At 69.3% G+C, this 19,698-nt stretch carries 15 protein-coding genes; 10 read left to right on the top strand and 5 right to left on the bottom strand.

The window, feature by feature from the left end; translation table 11 throughout:
• The first annotated feature begins 3 nt into the window (after positions 1-3).
• Positions 4-1,059, top strand: coding sequence for an alpha/beta fold hydrolase (locus tag D7X96_RS30395; protein WP_120550907.1), 1,056 nt, complete (start codon positions 4-6; stop codon positions 1,057-1,059).
• A gap of 136 nt (positions 1,060-1,195) precedes the next feature.
• Entirely contained in the window at positions 1,196-3,193 is a 1,998-nt protein-coding gene (locus tag D7X96_RS30390; protein WP_120550906.1) for an esterase/lipase family protein, read from the top strand.
• Between the two features lie 51 nt (positions 3,194-3,244).
• Here the strand turns inward: D7X96_RS30390 and D7X96_RS30385 are convergent, their stop codons facing one another.
• Positions 3,245-5,068 carry an RNA/DNA-binding domain-containing protein gene (locus D7X96_RS30385; protein WP_121771352.1) on the bottom strand — a complete coding sequence of 608 codons (1,824 nt, stop codon included), beginning with the start codon at positions 5,066-5,068 and terminating at the stop codon, positions 3,245-3,247.
• Positions 5,069-5,197: 129 nt separating this feature from the next.
• Here D7X96_RS30385 and D7X96_RS30380 point away from each other — a divergent pair, with 129 nt between their 5' ends.
• From D7X96_RS30380 to D7X96_RS30345, 8 genes are all read left to right on the top strand, one after another.
• Positions 5,198-6,688 carry an acyl-CoA synthetase gene (locus D7X96_RS30380; RefSeq protein WP_121771351.1) on the top strand — a complete coding sequence of 497 codons (1,491 nt, stop codon included), beginning with the start codon at positions 5,198-5,200 and terminating at the stop codon, positions 6,686-6,688.
• Positions 6,689-6,841: 153 nt separating this feature from the next.
• Positions 6,842-7,579, top strand: coding sequence for a response regulator transcription factor (locus D7X96_RS30375; RefSeq protein ID WP_120550903.1), 738 nt, complete (start codon positions 6,842-6,844; stop codon positions 7,577-7,579).
• Positions 7,576-9,015, top strand: a complete 1,440-nt coding sequence (locus D7X96_RS30370; RefSeq protein ID WP_120550902.1) for a HAMP domain-containing sensor histidine kinase — start codon at positions 7,576-7,578, stop codon at positions 9,013-9,015. The genes D7X96_RS30375 and D7X96_RS30370 overlap by 4 nt, the downstream gene beginning before the upstream one ends.
• Before the next feature lie 45 nt (positions 9,016-9,060).
• Complete coding sequence (locus tag D7X96_RS30365; RefSeq protein ID WP_120550901.1) at positions 9,061-10,404, top strand: efflux RND transporter periplasmic adaptor subunit; 1,344 nt, start codon at positions 9,061-9,063, stop codon at positions 10,402-10,404.
• A 70-nt stretch (positions 10,405-10,474) separates the two neighbouring features.
• On the top strand, positions 10,475-11,221 hold the full coding sequence (locus D7X96_RS30360; RefSeq protein ID WP_121722819.1) for an ABC transporter ATP-binding protein: 747 nt from the start codon (positions 10,475-10,477) through the stop codon (positions 11,219-11,221).
• Positions 11,218-12,450, top strand: coding sequence for an ABC transporter permease (locus tag D7X96_RS30355; protein WP_121771350.1), 1,233 nt, complete (start codon positions 11,218-11,220; stop codon positions 12,448-12,450). The genes D7X96_RS30360 and D7X96_RS30355 overlap by 4 nt, the downstream gene beginning before the upstream one ends.
• Positions 12,450-13,898 carry a TolC family protein gene (locus tag D7X96_RS30350; RefSeq protein ID WP_121771349.1) on the top strand — a complete coding sequence of 483 codons (1,449 nt, stop codon included), beginning with the start codon at positions 12,450-12,452 and terminating at the stop codon, positions 13,896-13,898. Before D7X96_RS30355 ends, D7X96_RS30350 begins: the two co-directional genes overlap by 1 nt.
• A 347-nt stretch (positions 13,899-14,245) precedes the next feature.
• Positions 14,246-14,611 carry a helix-turn-helix transcriptional regulator gene (locus D7X96_RS30345; protein ID WP_120529550.1) on the top strand — a complete coding sequence of 122 codons (366 nt, stop codon included), beginning with the start codon at positions 14,246-14,248 and terminating at the stop codon, positions 14,609-14,611.
• 23 nt (positions 14,612-14,634) lie between these two features.
• Here the strand turns inward: D7X96_RS30345 and D7X96_RS30340 are convergent, their stop codons facing one another.
• From D7X96_RS30340 to D7X96_RS30325, 4 genes are read right to left on the bottom strand one after another with little or no spacing between them, the layout of a single operon-like run.
• Positions 14,635-16,167 (bottom strand): ATP-binding response regulator, encoded by a 1,533-nt coding sequence (locus tag D7X96_RS30340; protein WP_121722821.1) that lies wholly within the window; start codon positions 16,165-16,167, stop codon positions 14,635-14,637.
• On the bottom strand, positions 16,160-18,208 hold the full coding sequence (locus tag D7X96_RS30335) for a hybrid sensor histidine kinase/response regulator (RefSeq protein ID WP_120550896.1): 2,049 nt from the start codon (positions 18,206-18,208) through the stop codon (positions 16,160-16,162). Before D7X96_RS30335 ends, D7X96_RS30340 begins: the two co-directional genes overlap by 8 nt.
• Positions 18,205-18,909, bottom strand: a complete 705-nt coding sequence (locus D7X96_RS30330; RefSeq protein WP_121722822.1) for a hypothetical protein — start codon at positions 18,907-18,909, stop codon at positions 18,205-18,207. Before D7X96_RS30330 ends, D7X96_RS30335 begins: the two co-directional genes overlap by 4 nt.
• A gap of 4 nt (positions 18,910-18,913) precedes the next feature.
• On the bottom strand, positions 18,914-19,651 hold the full coding sequence (locus D7X96_RS30325) for a cobalamin B12-binding domain-containing protein (RefSeq protein ID WP_233609725.1): 738 nt from the start codon (positions 19,649-19,651) through the stop codon (positions 18,914-18,916).
• Positions 19,652-19,698: the final 47 nt, after the last annotated feature.

Raw genomic sequence — 19,698 nt, 5'->3', positions numbered from 1 at the left:
CACATGGCTGATACATCCAGGAAGGTCGAGATCCAGGACATCCCCACGCAGCGGCTCCGGGTGCGCGCCCGGCTGGTGGGTGACGAGGGCTTTCCCGTCATCTTCGTGCACGGCAACTGTTCCTCGTCCGCGTTCTTCGAGTCGCTGATGAAGACGCTGCCCCAGGGCTTCCGGGGCATCGCGCCGGACATGCGCGGCTATGGGCACACGGAGGAGAAGACCATCGACGCGACGCGCGGCATGCGCGACTTCGCGGATGACCTGGTGGCGCTGATGGACACGCTGTCGCTGAAGCGCGCGGTGTTCGTGGCGCACTCGGCGGGCGCGGGCATGGTGATGCAGCTGTCCATCGACCATCCGGAGCGCGTGGCCGGCCTGGTGGTGGAGGCGCCGCTGTCGCCGTACGGCTTCGGTGGCACGAAGGACGCGGACGGCACGCCGTGCTGGGCGGACTTCGCGGGCTCCGGCGGCGGCACGGCCAACCCGGACTTCGTGCAGCGGCTGAAGAACAAGGACCGCTCCACGGAGTCGCAGACGTCGCCGCGCAACGTGATGAACGGCTGCTACGTGAAGCCGCCGTTCCGCCACCCGGACGAGGAGAAGCTGCTGGACTCCGTGCTGGACACGCACGTGTCGGACCAGCTGTACCCGGGCAACTTCACCCAGTCTCCGAACTGGCCGGGCGTGGCGCCGGGCACCACGGGCATGAACAACGCCATGGCGCCCGCATACTACAACACCTCCTCCTTCGCGGAGCTGAAGAACGGGCCGGACCTGCTGTGGATCCGCGGCGCGGACGACGCCATCGTCTCCGACACGTCGCTGTTCGACTTCGGCTTCCTGGGCAAGCTGGGCGCGGTGCCGGGCTGGCCCGGGGATGACAAGTATCCGCCGCAGCCCATGGTGTCGCAGATGCGCAAGGTGATGGAGCGCTACGCGGCCAACGGCGGCCGCTACCGCGAGGTCGTCCTCCACGACACGGGCCACAGCCCGCACCTGGAGAAGACGAAGGAGTTCCACGACCTGCTCGTGCCGTTCCTGCTGGAGCACGCCCGCTAGTCATTCCTGACGTGCGCTGAGGGCACGCGAGGGCCTTCCGGGGAGACCCTGGGGCCCGTCGTGTGTCCGCGCACGTCCATGTGTCTGTCGTCGCAGCCTGCTGTCGCCGCAATCGTCACCCCCCACGGAGGTACGCATGCGAAGCACCTGGACGTTGTCACTCACCGCCGCATTGCTGATGGCTGGCTGCGGGGCGGAACCCCCCTCGGAAGCCCCCGCTGCTCCGGAAGCTCCGGAGTCCGCCGCCACGGCCGAGTCCCCGCTGGACGCGGACCTGGCGCCGTACTTCGACGCCATCCCCACCAACTTCACCGGCAACTACCGCGTGGTGGGCACGTACACGCCCCCCACTTGGTCCTGGGGCCAGATTGAGCTTCTGGAAGGCCGCCAGCGCTTCCGTTCCGAGTACTACAACCCGCGCACGCTGAAGCTGCGGGACCAGGACACGTTCCAGTCCAGCGACTACCCGCTGCGGACGTACTTTGGTTCGCTGAACCAGCAGCTGGTGAACGCGTTCAACGTCTACTACGGGAACAGCTGTGCCACGACGGCCGGGGCCACCTGCCCCACGCCGGGCCCCACCAAGCCGGAGGCGCGCTTCGTCCTGCTGCACAAGGGGCGGAGGACCGCGGTGGGCGACTGTCAGGTCACCAAGACGCCGACGCTGCTGGTGCACGGCGCCATCCAGGACGCGAACGTCTGGCTGTTCCCCAACGGCAACAACGGCTCGGGCGCCACCTACGGCGGCGCGGCGCAGCTGACGGGCATGGTGCAGGACCTGGAGTCGAAGAACCGCTGTGTGTACGCGCTGACGTTCGGCTCGTTCCACGGCGACAACTTCAACCACGCCATCCACGTGGCCAACGCCGTGCAGCGCATCAAGGCGCTGCACCCGGGCGTGGCGCGGGTGGACGTGGTGGCGTGGAGCAAGGGCGTGCTGGCGGTGGACCCCTGGCTCGCGAACGCGGCGACGTGGGGCGGCTTCAGCACGACGCGCTTCTTCGAGCGTCTGGCGAAGGAGCAGGCCTCGCAGGTGCCGGCGTATGACGACTCGGTGCGCGTGTACGTGCCGCTGTCCGGTCCTCACAAGGGCATCGACCTGAACTTCCGCCACCCCATCCACACGCTGACCATCGCGAGCACGGCCTCCAACGCGCCGGTGGGCCGTGGCCCGATGCCGTGGACGTACTTCTCCGCGATGCAGTGCGTGACGTTTGGTTACAGCGTGCCCTGGTTCAACAACCCCTACGCGGAGAGCGTGTGCAAGGATTCCGGCGGCGTGTGGACGGACTACTTCCGCCGCATCTACCTGTCGAACATCACGGGCCTGAGCAGCACGGGCACGCCGGTGTACGCGAGCTCGCTGCAGACGCTGAACACGAACCAGGGCCTGTCGTCGTCGTCGTTCAACTTCGACGACTACAACATGAGCCTCTTCGGCGCGGTGAACACCAGCGGCAAGTACGTGACGGCGTACCCGGGCCAGCTGCAGGCGGCGTATGACCTGCGTGGCACGTACCCCATCCCGGACCGCAGCGCGTCCGCGTGGGACAACATCGATCCGGACGAGAACCGCTACTTCCCCTGGCTGGACACGAAGCTCATCTACAACCCGTACAACCCCTGGGTCGCCGCGGGCTACATGGCGTCCAGCGACCACCGCGTGTGCCGCACGACGGCGTTCGACCCGGTGGGCTCGCCGTGCTTCGCGTACCACGCGTTCAACACGAACCAGAACCGTGAGGCGTACGACTCGCTGATGTACGGCAAGTACCGCATCATGGACGGCCTGGGCATCAACGCGGCCATGGAGATGGGCGGCAAGTTCATCACGCGCCTGGCGGAGCACGGCCTGGATTCGCGCCTGCCGTCGCTCTACGTGCTGTACGGCACTGCGGGTGGGGCGACCCCGTTCGAGACGGACGGCATGACGTCCACCACGTCCACGCTGCGCAGCGACGGCGTGCTCTTCGAGGCGAGCATCGCGGCGGTGAACCAGCTGACCCAGGGCTGGACGTCCACGAAGAAGACCGCCGACGCGAAGCAGGAGGGCATGGCCTATGACCACCTGAGCATGGGCATCACCCCGGCGGTGTGGAACAAGATCTCCGCGCACTTCGTTTCGCGGGATTGATGACGTGATGTGAGGAGCACGGGCGTCTGTGTGACGCCCGTGCTTCGCGGGTCAGGAGCGTCCGCGCGGTTTCTTCTGGGAGGCCGGACCGCTCGATGGCGGAAACAGGGACCTCTGGGGCTCCGGGCGCTTTCCCTTGGTCGGACTGGCGGGCGCCTTCTTGCTGGCGCGAGCCTTTCCTGGGAACTTCGCGCCGGGGCCGTACTCCACGGAGGGCCCTCGCTGTTGAGAAGAAACCTTGATGAGCAGTTGCCGCTCCACCATGTCCGCCAACACGTCTCGTGCGCGCGGAATGTCGATGTCGAACAGGTTCTGGAGCGTACGGTTGTTGACTCGCCCGTACTCACGGACATGGGCCATGACCTTCCGGTCCATTTCGTCCACGGTTCGGCGTTGGTAATCCACCGCGGAGCCAAGTTCCCTGAGAACTTCTCCGCGCAGCCGGTAGGCGGGATGAGCGCTGCGCGCTGTCTGTCGGGTTGCTTCCAGGATAGATGGGTCGTTGCTCGCCAGCCTGCGCAGAATGGTTTCAGCCTCCAATGCTGACTTCTGGAGCAGTGGCGCGGCTTCCAGCGCCGTCACCGTGCGGCGGCGGCGCAGCCAGAACAGGATCAGCAGCGTGTCGGTGTCATCCCGCTCGTGCTCGGGAAGCTGGGCGATGAACCGGGTAATTTGAGTCCTCGAGGCACCTCCAATCAGCTTGATTTGAACCAGTTCACCCAGGGTTTCAATATGGGGGATGTCACGGCCCGAGCGGATCATCTCGCGATACATCCGATCGACCCCCCGCCCCGCCTCTTCGGCGAATCCGAGCGTGCGGGTTGCCTTGGCAAGAACCGCATTCCGAGGTTTGGGTGGGTGCGTGAGGATGTTTTGAGGCGTGACGCCCGCAACGAGTGGGCCCGGCGAGGTCACGATGAAGACCTGTGGCGAGTGCTCGATGAGAACAGCGCCATGGAGTCGGTAGTCCCGGTGGACGAGGGCGTTGATGATGGCTTCCCGAATGGCCAGGGCTGGAAAGTCGGCGACATCCAGGAGCTGGCCGTTGGGAAGAGACACGGGGACCTGGTTGAGCCGGGCTTCAATCAGCCCGAGAATCTTGTCGAACGCCAGGACCAGGGGGGCATCAACGCGGTGGATGGCACGCGGTTCTCCCCCTGGAGTTTGCCGGTATTGGTACTGGATCGCGGGAGAGGGGGATGCGTCGCAGAAGAGCAGCTCGCCTGCCTTGAGGAGTTCACCCTCGGGAGTCACCAGGCCCAGAGCGCGCAGGAGGTCCTGGGGGCCGTGGAGGCGTGCGTAGTTCCTGCGCTCATCCGTGAGCTTGGCAAGGCTTTCTTTCGCAGCTTGAATGGCCAGGGGCGAGGCCTCCTGGACAGCACGTCCACTGGGCTGTGCAGACCAGTCAAAGCTCCGTCGCTCGTCTCGTAACCGAGCAATGTCTTCCGGGCTCATGGGGAGGCAATCGCTGCCGAGCCTCCGCCGCGAGCGTCCCTGTGGGTCTGAGTGCACCTCAATGCCTTGAGGAACGAAGGCAATGAGCAGGCGCACGCCTGAGAAGTATTGCTCCTCTACTTCGACCAGAAGGGAAGGCCGGGTCAGCTCATAGATACGCCTGCGAACCTGCTCGGCGTCTAGGGTCGTTCCCAGGAATGCCGCAGGTCCGCCCTGCTTGTCATCGACTCCGATGACAAGGACTCCTCCGCTCGCGTTCGTAAAGCAGATGGCATCGCCTGCGAGTTCTCGCATGAAGTCGTCCAGGCTGCGGCCTTCACGCTTGAAGTCGAGGGTTACGCTCTCAAGTTGCTGAGCGGGACGCCCTGCTTGGACCTGCTCAAGGGCGGACCGCAATTGGTCACGGAGGTACCGCATCATGATGGTTCCCGTGTGAGTTTGCGCCGAGTTTGCGGATGCACTTCACAGTGTAGGGTATCCGCAAACTCGGCGCAAACCTGGTGTGCTCGTTCCCTTCCATCTCCGAGGCATGACCTACAATGGAGCCGCATGCCCATCGTCCACGACTGGCTGGCCCGGCGGGCTTCGCTCGCCCCGGAGCGCACGGCGCTCGTTGATTCGCTCCGGGGTGGGCGGCGCATCTCGTGGGCGGAGTGGAATGACTCCGCCCACCGGACCGCGCTGTTGCTTCGCGGCCTGGGCGTGGGCGTGGGGGACCGCGTCTCCGTCCTGGCCCTCAACTGTGTGGAGACGCTGGACCTGGTGTTCGCCTGCGCCAAGCTGGGCGCCGTGCTCCAGCCGCTCAACTGGCGCCTGGGCACCGAAGAGCTCCACGGCCTGCTCTCCGACGTCGCACCCTCCGTCGTCCTCTTCGGACCGGAGTTCCGCGCTCAGGCCGACGCCCTGCGCCCCCGGCTCCCGGCGCACTGGGCCTGCCTGACGGATCCGCTCTTCTGCTCACGCGAGGCCCTGTCCGGAGACCTGCCCTCCATCGAGCTGGAGGCGGATTCGCCCTGGGTGCTGTGCTCCACCGGCGGCAGCACCGGCCTGCCGAAGTCCGCCGTGCTCACGCATGGCTCGCTCACCGCCAATGCCGTGAACACCGTCGTCAGCTGGGGCCTCACCCAGGACGACGTCGCGCTGCTCAACGCGCCCCTGTTCCACACCGGCGGCCTCAACGTCTTCACCCTGCCGCTGGTGTTCGTGGGCGGTGCCTCCGTCGTGTGCCGTGCGTTCGACGTGGCGCAGTGCTTCGACCTCATCGACTCGGGTGACGTGAACCTCGTGTTCGGCGTGCCCACCATGTTCATCGAGATGCAGCGGCACCCGCGCTTCGACGCCGTGGACTTCCGCCGCCTCAAGCTGCTCATCAGCGGCGGCGCCCCCTGTCCCGCCCCCGTCTTCGAGCGCTTCTTCGCTCGCGGCATCCCGTTCCGCACCGGCTACGGCCTCACCGAGGGCGGCCCCAACAACTTCTTCCTCCCCGACGCCGTCCTGCGCTCCCACGCCGGCTTCGTCGGCGTGCCCCTGTTCCAGGTCGAAGCGCGCATCGACGGCGAACTGCGCCCCGGGGACGTGGGCGAACTGCTCCTCCGAGGCCCCCACCTGTGCGCCGGCTACTGGCGCCGCCCGGAGGAGACCGCCCGCACCTTCGCGGACGGCTGGCTGCACACCGGCGACCTGGCCTCCCGCGACGCCCGGGGCTTCTTCCTCATCGAGGGCCGCGCCAAGGACCTCATCATCTCCGGCGGTGAGAACATCCACCCCTCCGAGGTCGAGAGCGTCCTCGCCGGCCACCCCGACGTCGCCGAGGTCGCCGTCATCGGCGTCCCCGACCCGAAGTGGGGCGAGGTCCCCCGCGCCCTCGTCGTCCCCCGGCCGGGCGCCGCGCCGAGCCTGGAGGCCCTGGTGGCCTTCTGCTCGGACCGGCTTGCCCGCTACAAGCTGCCCCGCACGCTGCGCCTGCTGGACGCCCTGCCGCGTACACCCGCTGGCAAGGTGGACCGGCGGGCGCTCACCCGGCTGCATGGGGAGGGCTGAATTTCCATCCGTTGCGCCTGTCTCCCTGGGATGCCCCCTTGAACCGGCGTCCGTAATATTTCGTCATGGGCCCGTAGCCCCCTGGAAATGTAGGGGTGAAAGGTTCAGGTCGCGGCCCGGATGCGGTCCGCATCCCACGCGGAGACCCGACCCATGGAGACGACCCCACGCCCCACGACCTCCGAGGAAGCCACCATCCAGGTGCTCCTCGTCGAGGACGATGAACGCCTGGCGCGGCTCACCGCCCGCTACCTCCAGGAGCACGGCATCATCGTCACCGTGTCCGCGTCCGGCACCGACGCGCTCCAGCAGACGTCCCGCCACACCTTCGACGTCATCCTCCTGGACCTCATGCTCCCCGGCCGCGACGGCCTGGAGGTCTGCCGCGAGCTGCGCACCCGCACGGACGTCCCCATCATCATGCTCACCGCGCGCGGCGAGGAGGCCGACCGCGTCCTGGGCCTGGAGTCCGGCGCGGATGACTACCTGCCCAAGCCGTACTCGTCCCGCGAGCTGCTGGCCCGCATCCGCGCCCAGGTGCGCCGGGCTCGCGGCAAGGTGGGCCCCACCAGCCACCCCGTGCACGCGGGCCGCCTGGTGCTGGACCCTCGCAGCCTGAGCGCGTCCCTGGACGGCAAGCCGCTGTCCCTCACCACGTATGAGTTCAGCCTGCTGCGCGTCCTGGCCGAGCGAGCCGGCCGCGTCCTCAGCCGCGAGCAGCTGCTCGACCTGGTGAAGGGCAGCGCGGATGAAGTCTTCGACCGCTCCGTGGACGTGCACATCTTCCGCCTGCGCCAGAAGCTGGAAGTGGATCCGCGCAACCCGCGCCTGCTCAAGACGGTGCGCGGCGCCGGCTACATGCTGGCCACGGAGACCGAGGCGGATCCGTGAGGTTCTTCCGCCTGCCCATGGGCCTGCTCCCCCGCATCTACCTGGTGGGGGTCATCCAGATCGTGCTCGTGGGCGTGTCGCTCATGCTCGCGCGCGACCTGTTGCGCAACGAGTCCTGGCGCAACCGCTTCGACGACGAGCTGTCCTACTTCGTGGAGGAGTGGTCCAACCTGCGCGGGGACCCCGCCGCGCTCCAGGCGTCGCTCGACCGCGCCCAGCAGCGCATGGGCATGCGCGTCACCCTGCGCGCCGCGGACGGGACGCTGCTGGGCAACACGCGGCCGGACCCCGCGCCCGCGATGAGCGCGGAGGACTTGTCCGCCGTCTCCTCGCGCGTCACCCGCAGCGGCCCGCGCGGTCCGTTCCCCGGAGCAGGCAGTGGCCCGGGCCGCATGCTGGTGGTGAGCCCCTATCCGGGCCCCATCCAGGTCTACGCCGCCGTGTCCCTCCCGCCGCCGCCTCCGCCGCCGGACGGCGACCGGCAGACGGCCATCATCGTGGGCCTGGTGCTGGCGTGCACCGCCATCACCTCCGTGGCCTTCGCGCGCACGCTCGCGGGCCCGCTGGAGAAGCTGGCCAGCGCCGCTCGCGCGTTCGGCGCGGGGCGGCTGGACGTGCGCGCGGGCCTGCGCCGCAAGGACGAGCTGGGCCTGGTGTCGGAGGCCTTCGACGAGATGGCCGGCCGCATCACCCAGCTGTTGCGCTCGCAGAAGGAGCTGCTCGCCAACGTGTCGCACGAACTGCGCACGCCGCTGTCCCGCATCCGCGTGGCGCTGGACCTGGCCGCGGAGGGTGACGCGCAGACGGCGCGCGAGCTGTTGCCCGACATCACCGAGGACCTGTCCGAGCTGGAGCGCCTGGTGTCCGACGTGCTCACCACGTCCCGCCTGGAGCTGGTGACGGACGGAGCGAGCGGCGGCGTGCCTCCCTTGCGCCTGGAGCGCGTGGACGCGAACGCGCTGGTGGACAAGGCCGCTGCCCGCTTCCACACCGCCCGGCCCAAGCACCGGCTGGAGGTCCAGGTGGACGGCACGCTGCCCACGCTGGATGCGGATCCGGTGCTGCTGCGGCGCGTGTTGGACAACCTGCTCGACAACGCGGGGAAATACTCAGAGCCCGGCACCACCGTGACGCTGCATGCCCGCGAATCAGGCGGCAGCCTCCAGGTGGAGGTGCGCGACCAGGGCATCGGCATCGAGGCTCAGGACCTGGAGCGCGTGGGCACGCCCTTCTTCCGCACCGACCGCAGCCGCGCCCGCACCACCGGCGGCGTGGGGCTGGGGCTGGCGCTGGTGCGCCGGATCCTGGAGGCGCACCACGGCCGCCTGACGCTGGAGAGCCAGCCGGGGCAGGGCACCACCGCGCGCGTCGTGCTCCCCGGTGTGGGAGCGGCCCAGACGCCGGACGGCCGTCTCGCCGTGGGTCATCTTTCGTAATAGAGACGAGATTCGCCGAAACATTTCAAAACGTAGATAAGGGGCATGAAGGCCTTGAGCGAGATGCCGCGGGAAGCGCCGGCCCTGGCGCCGGTGGAGCTGGATGAGGACGAGGGTCGCAAGCGCGGTGTGCCGCGCTGGGCCTGGGTCCTGGCCATCCTGGTGGTGGTGGGCGCGGGCGTGTTCTGGCGCATGCGCGCCGGCAACCCGGCCGACGCCATCACCTACGAGACGACCCCCGCCCAGGCCCGGAAGCTCACGGCCAAGGTGACGGCCACCGGCACCGTGGCGGCGCTGGTGACGGTGCAGGTCGGCAGCCAGGTCTCCGGACGCATCCAGGAGCTGATGGTCGACTACAACTCGCAGGTCAAGAAGGGGCAGGTCATCGCCCGCATCGACCCGCAGCTGGTGCAGGCCGCGCTGGACCGGGCGAAGGCGAACATGACCGCCGCGCGCGCGAACCTCCAGAAGGCGCGCGTCAACGCCGACGTCGCGAAGAAGCAGGCCGTGCGCTCGAAGGAGCTGCGCGCGCAGCAGTTCATCTCCCAGTCGGAGCTGGAGACCGCGGAGTCCGCCGCCGCCAGCGGGCAGGCGGAGGTCACGGCCGCGGAGGGCTCGGTGGCCCAGGCGCAGGCCGCGCTCAACGAGGCGGAGGTGAACCTCAAGTACACGACCATCGTGTCGCCCACGGACGGCATCGTCATCTCGCGCAGCGTGGACGTGGGCCAGACGGTGGCCGCGTCCCTCCAGGCGCCCGTGCTCTTCACCATCGCGGAGGACCTGCGCAAGATGCAGGTCAACACCAGCATCGCGGAAGCGGACGTGGGCAAGCTGCAGCCCGGCCAGAAGGCGACCTTCACCGTGGACGCGTTCCCGGGGGAGACCTTCGAGGGCACCATCCGGCAGATCCGCAACGAGGCCATCACCGTGCAGAACGTGGTGACCTACCTGGCCGTCATCGACGTGCCGAACCCGGACCTCAAGCTCAAGCCGGGCATGACGGCGAACGTGACCATCGTCACGCAGCAGAAGGACCAGGTCCTGTCCGTGCCCAACACGGCCCTGCGCTACCGCCCCGCGCCGTCGCCCAGCGCGGACGGGCAGGCGCCGGCCCCGCAGCCGCCCCCGGCCGGCATGCGCACCGTCTACGTGCTGCGCCGCCAGCCCGAGCAGAAGCCGAAGCCCGTCGCCGTGAACGTGCGCACCGGCATGACGGACGGCACGTTCACGGAGGTGGTGGAGGGTGAATTGAAGGCGGGCGACCCCGTCATCACCGCGGCGAACGCGCCGGCGGGCACCACGCCCCCGGCTCCGTCCGGCGGCGGCGCCAGCCCCCTGGGTGGCCCGGGCGGCGGCCGGGGCATGGGCGGCGGGCGCCGCGGCTTCTAGGCGCGCGGCCGTTCCAATCACAGCCATCTCCACAGACATCGCGGGCAGGGGAAGGGACAGAGGCAGACCGATGGACGCGGAAACGAAGCGGGCACCCCCCGTCATCCAGCTGAAGAACGTGGCGAAGGTGTACAAGTCTGGCGACGTGGAGGTGCGCGCCCTGCGCGGCGTGGACTTCACGGTGGAGTCCGGGGAGTTCGTCTCCATCATGGGCTCCTCCGGTTCGGGCAAGTCCACGCTGATGAACATCCTGGGCTGCCTGGACCGGCCCACCTCCGGTGAGTACCTGCTCAACGGCCGCGAGGTGGCCCGCCTGGACCGCGACGGCCTGGCCCGCGTGCGCAACCGCACCCTGGGCTTCGTCTTCCAGAGCTTCAACCTGCTGGCGCGCACCACCGCGCTGGAGAACGTGGAGCTGCCCATGCTCTACGCGGGCGTGCCCGCGAAGGAGCGCCGCGTGCGCGCGAAGGAGGCGCTGGAGCGCGTGGGGCTGGGGGCCCGCCTGGACCACCACCCGAAGCAGCTCTCCGGCGGTCAGCAGCAGCGCGTGGCCATCGCGCGCGCGCTGGTGGGGCGGCCCCGCGTCATCCTCGCGGACGAGCCCACGGGCAACCTGGACTCGCGCACCACGGTGGAGGTGATGGCGCTGTTCCAGCAGTTGCAGAAGGAGGGCCTGACGCTGGTGCTGGTGACGCACGAGCCGGACGTGGCCGAGTACACCCAGCGCGTGGTGGTGGTGAAGGACGGGCGCATCGTGAACGACAGACGCCAGACGCCGAACCCGGCGGTGGTGCCCGCCGAGGAGGTGGGGACATGAACATCCTGGAGACGATCGTCCTGGCGCTGCGCGCGCTCTTGCGGTCCAAGACGCGCTCGGTGCTCACCGCGCTGGGCATCATCATTGGCGTGGGCGCGGTCATCGCCATGGTGGCCATTGGCGACGGCGCGAAGGCCAGCGTGCAGAAGGTTTTCGACTCCATGGGCACCAACCTGCTCATCATCCTGCCGGGCTCGTCCCGGTCCGGTGGCGCGAGAGGCGGCTTCGGCAGCCAGCCCACCATCACCTGGGACGACCTGGAGGCCGTGCGCACGCAGGTGGCCAGCGTGCGCGGCGCGGCGCCGGAGATGCGCTCCAACGCGCAGGTGTTCAGCGAGGACCAGAACTGGAACACCAGCATCATCGGCACCACGACGGACTACTTCACCGTGCGCAGCTGGACCCTGGCCAAGGGCGCGCACTTCACGGACGCGGACAACGAGGCGGGCGCGAAGGTGGCGGTGCTGGGCCAGACGGTGGTGGACAACCTCTACGGCAAGGGCTTCAACCCCGTGGGGCAGGTCATCCGCATCAATAAGACGCCCTTCACCGTGGTGGGCGTGACGGCGCCCAAGGGCCAGTCGCCCGTGGGCCAGGACTTCGACAACACGGTGTTCGTGCCGGCCACCACCTTCCGCCGCCAGGTGCAGGCCCAGAGCCTGGGCACGTACATCACCGGCGCGGTGTTCGTGCAGGCAGTGAGCGCGGACCTCACGGCCAAGGCCCAGGCGGACGTGGCGAACCTGCTGCGGATGCGCCACCGGCTGGGGGACAACGACCCGGACGACTTCGACGTGCGCAACCTGGCGGAGGTGGCCAGCGGTCAGCAGCAGAGCACGGAGACGTTGAGCCTGCTGCTCGCGGCCATCGCGGCGGTGTCGCTGGTGGTGGGCGGCATCGGCATCATGAACATCATGCTGGTGAGCGTCACCGAACGCACGCGCGAGATTGGCGTGCGCGTGGCGGTGGGCGCCAGGCCGCGCGACATCCTGGCGCAGTTCCTCATCGAGGCGCTGACGCTGGCGGTGCTGGGCGGCATCATCGGCGCGGCCGTGGGCCTGGGCGTGGCGAAGCTGCTCGCCTCGCAGTTCGGCTGGCCCATGCTGGTCCGTCCTGACGTCGCGCTGCTGGCCATCGGGTTCAGCGGCCTGGTCGGGGTCGTCTTCGGGCTGTACCCGGCGCGCAAGGCGAGCCTGTTGGATCCCATTGATGCACTGAGGTACGAGTGATGCGCGCGCTTCCGTTGACGTTCTCCCTGTGCCTGCTGCCCGTCGTCGCGGGGGCGCAGCAGGCCCCGGCCGACGCCCCGGCCGACGCGCCGAGGGCGCAGCAGGCCCCGGCCACCACGCCGCAGGACCCGGCGAAGCCCGTGACGCCTCCGGCCGTGCAGCAGTCCCTGTCCATGTCCGCCGCCGAGGGGCGCGTCATCACCCTGGCGGACGCGGAGACGCTGGCGCGCCAGAACCAGCCGACGCTGCGCTCGGCGCAGGCGAACACCGACGCGGCGTACGCGCGGGTGGATCAGGCCTTCTCCAGCTTCCTGCCGCAGGTGAGCGCCAGCGCCAGCTACACGCTGGGCACCAGCAACCGGGACGTCATCCAGGTGGTGGGCGGCGGCTCCACGGGCGTGGTGTCCAACACCTCGCGGCGCTTCAGCGGCAGCGTCAACGCCAATCAGCTCATCTACGACTTCGGCAAGACGACGGGCCGCTACAACGCGTCCAGGGAGTCCGCGGGCGCGCAGGAGAACTCGCAGCTGCAGGTGCTGCAGGACGCGCTGCGCGACGTGCGCGCCGCGTACTTCAACGTCCTCACGCAGAAGGCCCTCTTGGGCGTGGCGCGTGAGACGCTGCAGAGCGAGCTGGCGCGGCTGGACCAGGTGAACGCGTCCGTGCAGGTGGGCACGCGGCCGGAGATTGATCTGCTCCAGCAGCGCACCGCGAAGGCCAACGCGCAGGTGGCGCTCATCCGCGCGCAGAACGCGTACGCCACCGCGAAGGCGCAGCTCAACCAGACCATGGGCGTGGAGACGGCCACGGACTACACCGTGCAGGACGTGACGGTGGCGGCCATCCCGGGCGAGGACGCGCTGCTGGACGCGCTGGTGAAGCGCGCGCTGGAGGCCCGCCCGGACGTCGCCGCGCGCGAGCGGCAGATCGCCGCGCAGGAGTCCCAGGTGAGGGTGACGAAGGCGGGCCACCTGCCCTCGTTCAGCCTGACCGGCAACGCGGCGGACGTGGGCGAGAACCCGTTCAACGACCCCACCTTGAGCGTGCAGGGCGGCGTCAACCTGAGCTGGGCGCTGTTCCAGGGTGGCCTGGTCAACGCGCAGACGCGCGAGGCCCAGGCCTCCCTGCGCGACCTCCAGGCGCAGAAGGACGCGCTCCGGCAGCAGGTGCGGCTGCAGGTGGAGCAGGCCCGGCTCAACGTGGCGGCCACGCGCGAGGCGCTGACCGCCGCGGACGAGGCCCAGGTGAACGCTCGCGAGCGGCTGCGGCTGGCGGAAGGGCGCTACCGCGCGGGCGTGGGCAACATCATCGAGGTGAGCGACGCGCAGGTGGCCTTCACCAACGCGTCCGCCCAGCAGGTGCAGGCGACGTACGACCTGGCCACCTCGCGCGCGGAGCTGGCGCGCGCCCTGGGCACGGTGGAGCTCAACACGCTGGCATCGCGGTAGCGCCAGGCGTCCTGGCCGTGCCGTGAATCTGAAAACATGAGCCAACCCTGAAGGGTGGCAGTGGCGGCAGGACGCCGGAACACCGTAGGAAACGGCGGCCCCAACGTCATGGGTCACCTCCGGACAAGCCTGCAACCGCGCGCGCGGGTGCTCCACGAAGGCCGTTTCCAGAGGGCGCTCCGTCTCAGAAGAGGCCCGGGTGTCGGGGTTGCCCGGACTCCGAAAGTCCACCTCCCGCGCAGCGACCCTATGGGTGAACAATGGGAGGCTGACCCGGCAAGTTCTGTCTGTCTGCCTCTATACGTCCTATGCCGTCGGCCAAACGTTTCGGGTCGGCAAGCAAGGGCATGGACAAGAAACTCGCAACCACCATCGGCGCATCGGCCCGGGTCGCCCGGGGCCGCATGGAGCTCACGCAGGCCGACGTGGCCGAGCGGATCGACGTGGCGACGGAAGTGTACGGGCGCCTGGAGCGCGGCGGCATGCTCCCCAGCGTCCAGACCCTGCTGAAGCTGTGCCACGAGCTGCATGTCTCCGCGGACGAGCTGCTGGGACTCGCGGCGCAGGGCGCTCCGCCGTCGCGTGCGAGTGAAGCCCCGCCGCCCACGCCCGAGCGCCCGGAAGTGCGCCGGCTGCTGCGCAGCGTGCGTCAGCTGGACCCCGCCCAGGTGAAGCTGCTGGGCCTGGTGGCCAACGCGCTCCAGCGCCGTTAGCCACCGCCTCCCTCATCGTTTCTTTAGAGGTTCGACAGGACGCGATCCAGGTCCGCGGGCCGCACCGGCTTGGTGAGGTGCACGTCGAACCCGGCCTTCAGGGCCTGCTGGTAGGCCTCCGGGTCGCCGTAGCCGCTGAGCGCCACCAGCCGCAGGTTCTGCCCCACGCGCGCGCGCAGCGCCCTCGCCACCTGGAAGCCGTCCAGCCCCGGCAGGCCAATGTCCACCAGCGCCAGCTCCGGCGCGTGCTCCAGGGCCAGCTCCACGCCCTGCACGCCGTTCTGGGCCACCGCCACCTGGTGACCCCACAGCTCCAGCAGGTCGCGCATGGACTGGCGCGCGTCCGAGTTGTCCTCCACCAGGAGGATGCGCCGCGCGCGCCGCGAGTCCAGGACGTTCGCCCCCAGCGTCTTGGGGACGCGGTCCGCGGGGATGAGCGGCAGCCGCACCACGAACTCGCTGCCCTGGCCCAGGCCGCCGCTGGTGGCCTCCACGGTGCCGCCGTGCATCCGCACCAGCGTGCGCACCAGGGTGAGGCCAATGCCCAGGCCCCCGCGCGAGCGCTCCAGGGACGTGTCCGCCTGGGCGAACAGCTCGAACATGGCGGGCAGCTTCTCCGGCGGGATGCCGATGCCCGTGTCCTTCACCCGCAGCACCGCCTGCGCGTTGCCGTCCACGCCCTCCTGGAAGAGGTCCACGGTGACGCTGCCCTCGTCCGTGTACTTGGCCGCGTTGTCCACCAGGTTGGTGAAGACCTGCTCCAGGCGCGTGGCGTCGCCCTCCAGCCACAAGGGCGTGCGCGGCAGGTGGACCTCCAGCTTCAGGCCGCGGGCCTCCACGCGGGGGCGCAGGATGGCGAGCAGCTGCTGGAAGCTCTCCGTCAGGTTCACCGGCTCCGTGCGCAGCTCCACCTTGCCCCGGGTGATGCGGCTGACGTCCAGCAGGTCGTCCACCAGCCGCGCCAGGTGGTGCGTCTGGCGCTGGATGATGCCGTGCATCCGCGCTTCCTTGGTGTCCGAGGGCGCCTTGCGCTCCAGGATGCCAATGGCCGTCATGATGGCGGCCAGCGGGTTGCGCAGCTCGTGGGCCAGCATGGCCAGGAACTCGTCCTTGCGCCGGTCCATCTCGATGAGCTGGTCCGTGCGCAGCCGGGCCTGCTGCTCCGCGTGGCGCAGGCGCAACAGCGAGCGCACCGTGGCGATGAGCTCCGAGGGCTCATAGGGCTGGGTGAGGTACGCGTCCGCGCCGCCCTCCAGGCCCTGCACCTTCTTGTCCGCCGTGACGAACGTGGCGGACGTGTGCATCACCGCGATGGCGGCCGTGGCCGCGTTGGCCCTCAGCCGCGCGCAGACTTCATAGCCGCTGATGTCCGGCAGCTTCACGTCCAGGACGATGACGTCCGGGCGGTGCTCCTCCGCCAGGAGGAGCGCCGCCATGCCGGTGGCCGCCTCCAGCACGTGGTAGCCGGACATCTCCAGGATGCGGTTGACCAGGTAGCGGTTGGCCTCGTCGTCGTTGACGTTGAGGACCGTTGCCAGGCGGGGTTCCTCAGCCACGGGGGTTCACCTCGCGCAGGTCCCGGTTCCCCAATCCCGCCTTGGACAGCGCGTCGCGGATGCGGGTGATGGCCACCTCGCGGCTGAGCGTGTGCTTGGCCAGGATGGCGGAGGTCTCGCGCGCCAGCCGGGCCCGCTCCGACTCCTGCAACTGGTGGGAGGTGTGCAGGATGATGGGGATGTCGCGGGTGCGCGGATCCGCCTTCAATTCATCCAGCACGTCGAAGGCGGTGATGTCCGGCAGCACGAAGTCCAGGAAGATGAGGTGCGGGGCGTTCTCGCGGGCAATGCGAACGCCCTCGCGGCCGTTGGACGCCTCCAGCAGGTGGAAGGCCGTGTCCTTCAGGAGCTGCTTGAGCAGGTAGCGGTGCACGTCGTCGTCGTCGATGATGAGCAGCCGCTCCACCGGTCCGACGCGGGCCATGGACGCCAGCTTCTTCTGCAGGCGCGCCTCGTCCACGGGCTTGAGCCAGAACTCGTCCGCGCCCAGGGCGCGCGCCTTCTGCTCGCGGTCCGTCACGGTGACGACGAGGATGGGGATGTCGCGCGTCTGCTCCCCGTTCTTCATCTCCGCGAGGAAGCTCCAGCTCGTCTCGCCCTCCAGCATCACGTCCAGCACCATGGCGGCGGGGCGCACGCGCTGCATCACCTTGCGCGCGTCCTCCACGCTGCGCACGGGCAGCACCTGGAAGCCGGAGCGCGCCAGGTACTTCTCGTAGAGGAAGAGCGTCTGGCGGTCGTCCTCCAGCACCAGCACCGGCGCGCGTCCGGGGTCCAGCGTCTCGCTGCGCCGGGTGAGCCCCGTCATCTCCGACACCTCCGGGTGCACGCGCGGCAGGGTGATGATGAAGGAGGCGCCTTCGCCCAGCTTGCTCTTCACGGTGAGCGAGCCGCCCAGGAGCTCCGTCAGCTTGCGCGCCAGGGGCAGGCCCAGGCCGGTGCCCTTCACGCCGCGCTGCAGGTGGCTGTCCACCTGGATGAACTCCTCGAAGACGCGCTCGTGGTTCTCCGGCGCGATGCCAATGCCCGTGTCCTTCACGGTGAACACCACCGTGTCGCGCGGGCCCGGCGCCGCGGACACCGTGACGGAGCCGGCCTCCGTGAACTTGATGGCGTTGGAGACCAGGTTGCGCACCACCTGGCTGAGCTTGGCCTCGTCCGTCTCCAGCTCCAGCGGTTCCTTCGGCTCCTCGAAGTCGAGCGTCACCTTCGAGTCCGGCGCCAGCAGGGGCCGCGTCATGCCGCGCAGCGCGCTGATGAAGTCGGACGCGACGAAGCGGCTGTGGCGCAGCGTCGTCTTGCCGGACTCCACCTTGGACAGGTCCAACAGGTCGTTGACCAGCTCGAAGAGGGCCTCCGCGGAGCCGCGGATGAACTGGACCTGCTTCTCCTGCTCCGGCGCGAGGTGGCCGTTGAGCGGGTTGAGCAGCACCTTGGACAGCCCGAGGATGGAGTGCAGCGGCGTGCGGAACTCGTGGCTCACGTTGGCCACCACGCGGCTCTTGATTTCAGACGCGCGCTGGAGGCTCTCCGCCTTCTCGTCCAGGGCCGCGTGCAGGCTGCGCACGCCGCGGTTGGACTCCTCCAGCTCGCGGTTCAGGCGGGCCAGCTCCTCCGCGCGGCGCTTGAGCTCGTGCTGCTGGCGCTCCGTCTCACGGTGGAGCGCGGACAGCTCTCCCAGCGTGGTGCTCACCTGGGTGAGCGCGGAGCCGTAGTCCTCCGGCACCAGGCTGCCCACCAGCGCGATGCCGCCTTCGTACGGGCGGGCGCGGAAGGCGAACGTCGCGGGCTTGTGGTGGCTCTGGAGGATGAGCTCCCAGCCGTCCACGGCCTCATCGCGCGCCTGCACGAGCAGCTTCTCCACCTTGCTCTCGCTGCCGTGGCTCGCCAGGCTCTGCAGCGTCTGGCCGGGCTTGACGCCCAGGATGCGCGCGGCGCGCTCATCGCGCCAGACGACCGTTCCTTGCGCATCGCAGGCCAACGCCAACTCGCGGCTGAGGGATTCGAAGATCCCGGAGGCGCGGTCGTCCATTTGAATCATGAGTGCGTCTCCTCCCACGAAACGGGCGCCCGCGCGAGCAACGTCCGCGCTTCGGGAAGTCCGTCTTCAAGGGCCGCATTCAACGCGTCCAGGGTTTGGATAAGGGTCAGGGGCGCCAGTCCCCGATGCGGCCAGAAGCCCGCGTACCACTGGAGATGGGCATCCCACAGGTCCGCCCGGTCCAGGGCGATTGCATCCGCGAGATAGGACAGCTGGAGGCGCACCTCTTGTTCCAGGCGCGGGCGGCTTCCTGAAGGAAGTGGGGCCTCCAACTGTCGGACGACCACGCTGATGATTCCGGGGGCGTCCGCCTCCAGGGCGTGGGCGGGGCCTTCCTTGTAGTGCAGGGCCTGGCGGGCGGACTGGACGTAGGTGTACGGCAGCGAGTCCGGGCCGAAGCCCTCCGCCTGGAGCGCGCGGGAGAGCCCCTCGAAGTGCTGATCCAGGTGCAGCGAGCACATGCCGCGCGTCACCAGCAGGGTGCGCAGCCAGCGCGCGTAGTCCTCCAGGATGGCGGGGCGCTGCGCGTCCAGGGCCTGGACGAGGTAGCGCACGTGGAAGACGGCGTCCTCGTCACCGAAGCGGCGGGCGCGCTGGATGCCGTAGCGCGCGGCCCAGAACGGGTCTTCATACAATGCTTGAACAGAAGCGGAAGCGATGGCCGCGGTCCGGGCTTCCACCGGGTGGCTCACGTGCGACATGGCGTCAGACCCCGAGGGTGCGGCAGGTGGAGGCGACCAGTTCGCGGACGCTCTTGCCGAAGAAGGACACGGCCAGCTCCTCCTCGAGGGTGGGGCCCCAGTCGAAGGCGAGTCCGCCCACGGCGATGGGCAGGGACGCAGACACGTCACGCACCTTGCGCACGGCCTCGCGGACCTGGGGCATGTGGAAGGGCATGGTGACGGAGAGGGCCAGGAGGTCGGGCGGGGACTCGCGCACCATGCGGGCCAGGTGATCCGCGGGCACGTTGGCGCCGAGGAAGCGCACGTCGAAGCCGGCCATCTCCAGGAAGTCGCTGGCCATGCGCGCGCCCACTTCGTGCAGCTCTCCCTCCACGCACGCCATCATCACGACCTTGCCGTTGGCGGGATCGCGGGGCAGGTGGCGGTACAGGTGCGCGAGGACGAACTGGGAGATGGCGGTGGCCAGGTGTTCCTGGGCCACGGAGATGGTGTTCTCCTGCCACAGCCGCCCGACTTCGTATTGGGCCGCCTGGATGACGTCCAGGTGGAGCTCCTGCAGGGGCACGCCGCACAGCAGCCCTTCATCCACGAGCAGGCGCAGGGCCTCCTGGCGGTTCCCGGAGAGCTGCGCGGCCAGATACCGCGCCCGCAGCGTGTCGATGGCAGGGGTCGTTTGGATCACTGGAACCAGGGCGGGTGGCGGACGGGGCAGGGTAGGGGGCTTCCTGCTTCCGTTAAACCCTGGCACGTCCAAACGCATTGGTAGGTGAACACTTGGCGGTCCTGGGGGACAGCCGGCTGCTTTTC

It is taken from the genome of Corallococcus interemptor (genome assembly GCF_003668875.1).
GTDB classification, from domain to species: Bacteria; Myxococcota; Myxococcia; order Myxococcales; family Myxococcaceae; genus Corallococcus; species Corallococcus interemptor.
Note: the sequence above shows the minus strand (reverse complement) of the source record. Positions and strands in the feature narration are given on the sequence as shown.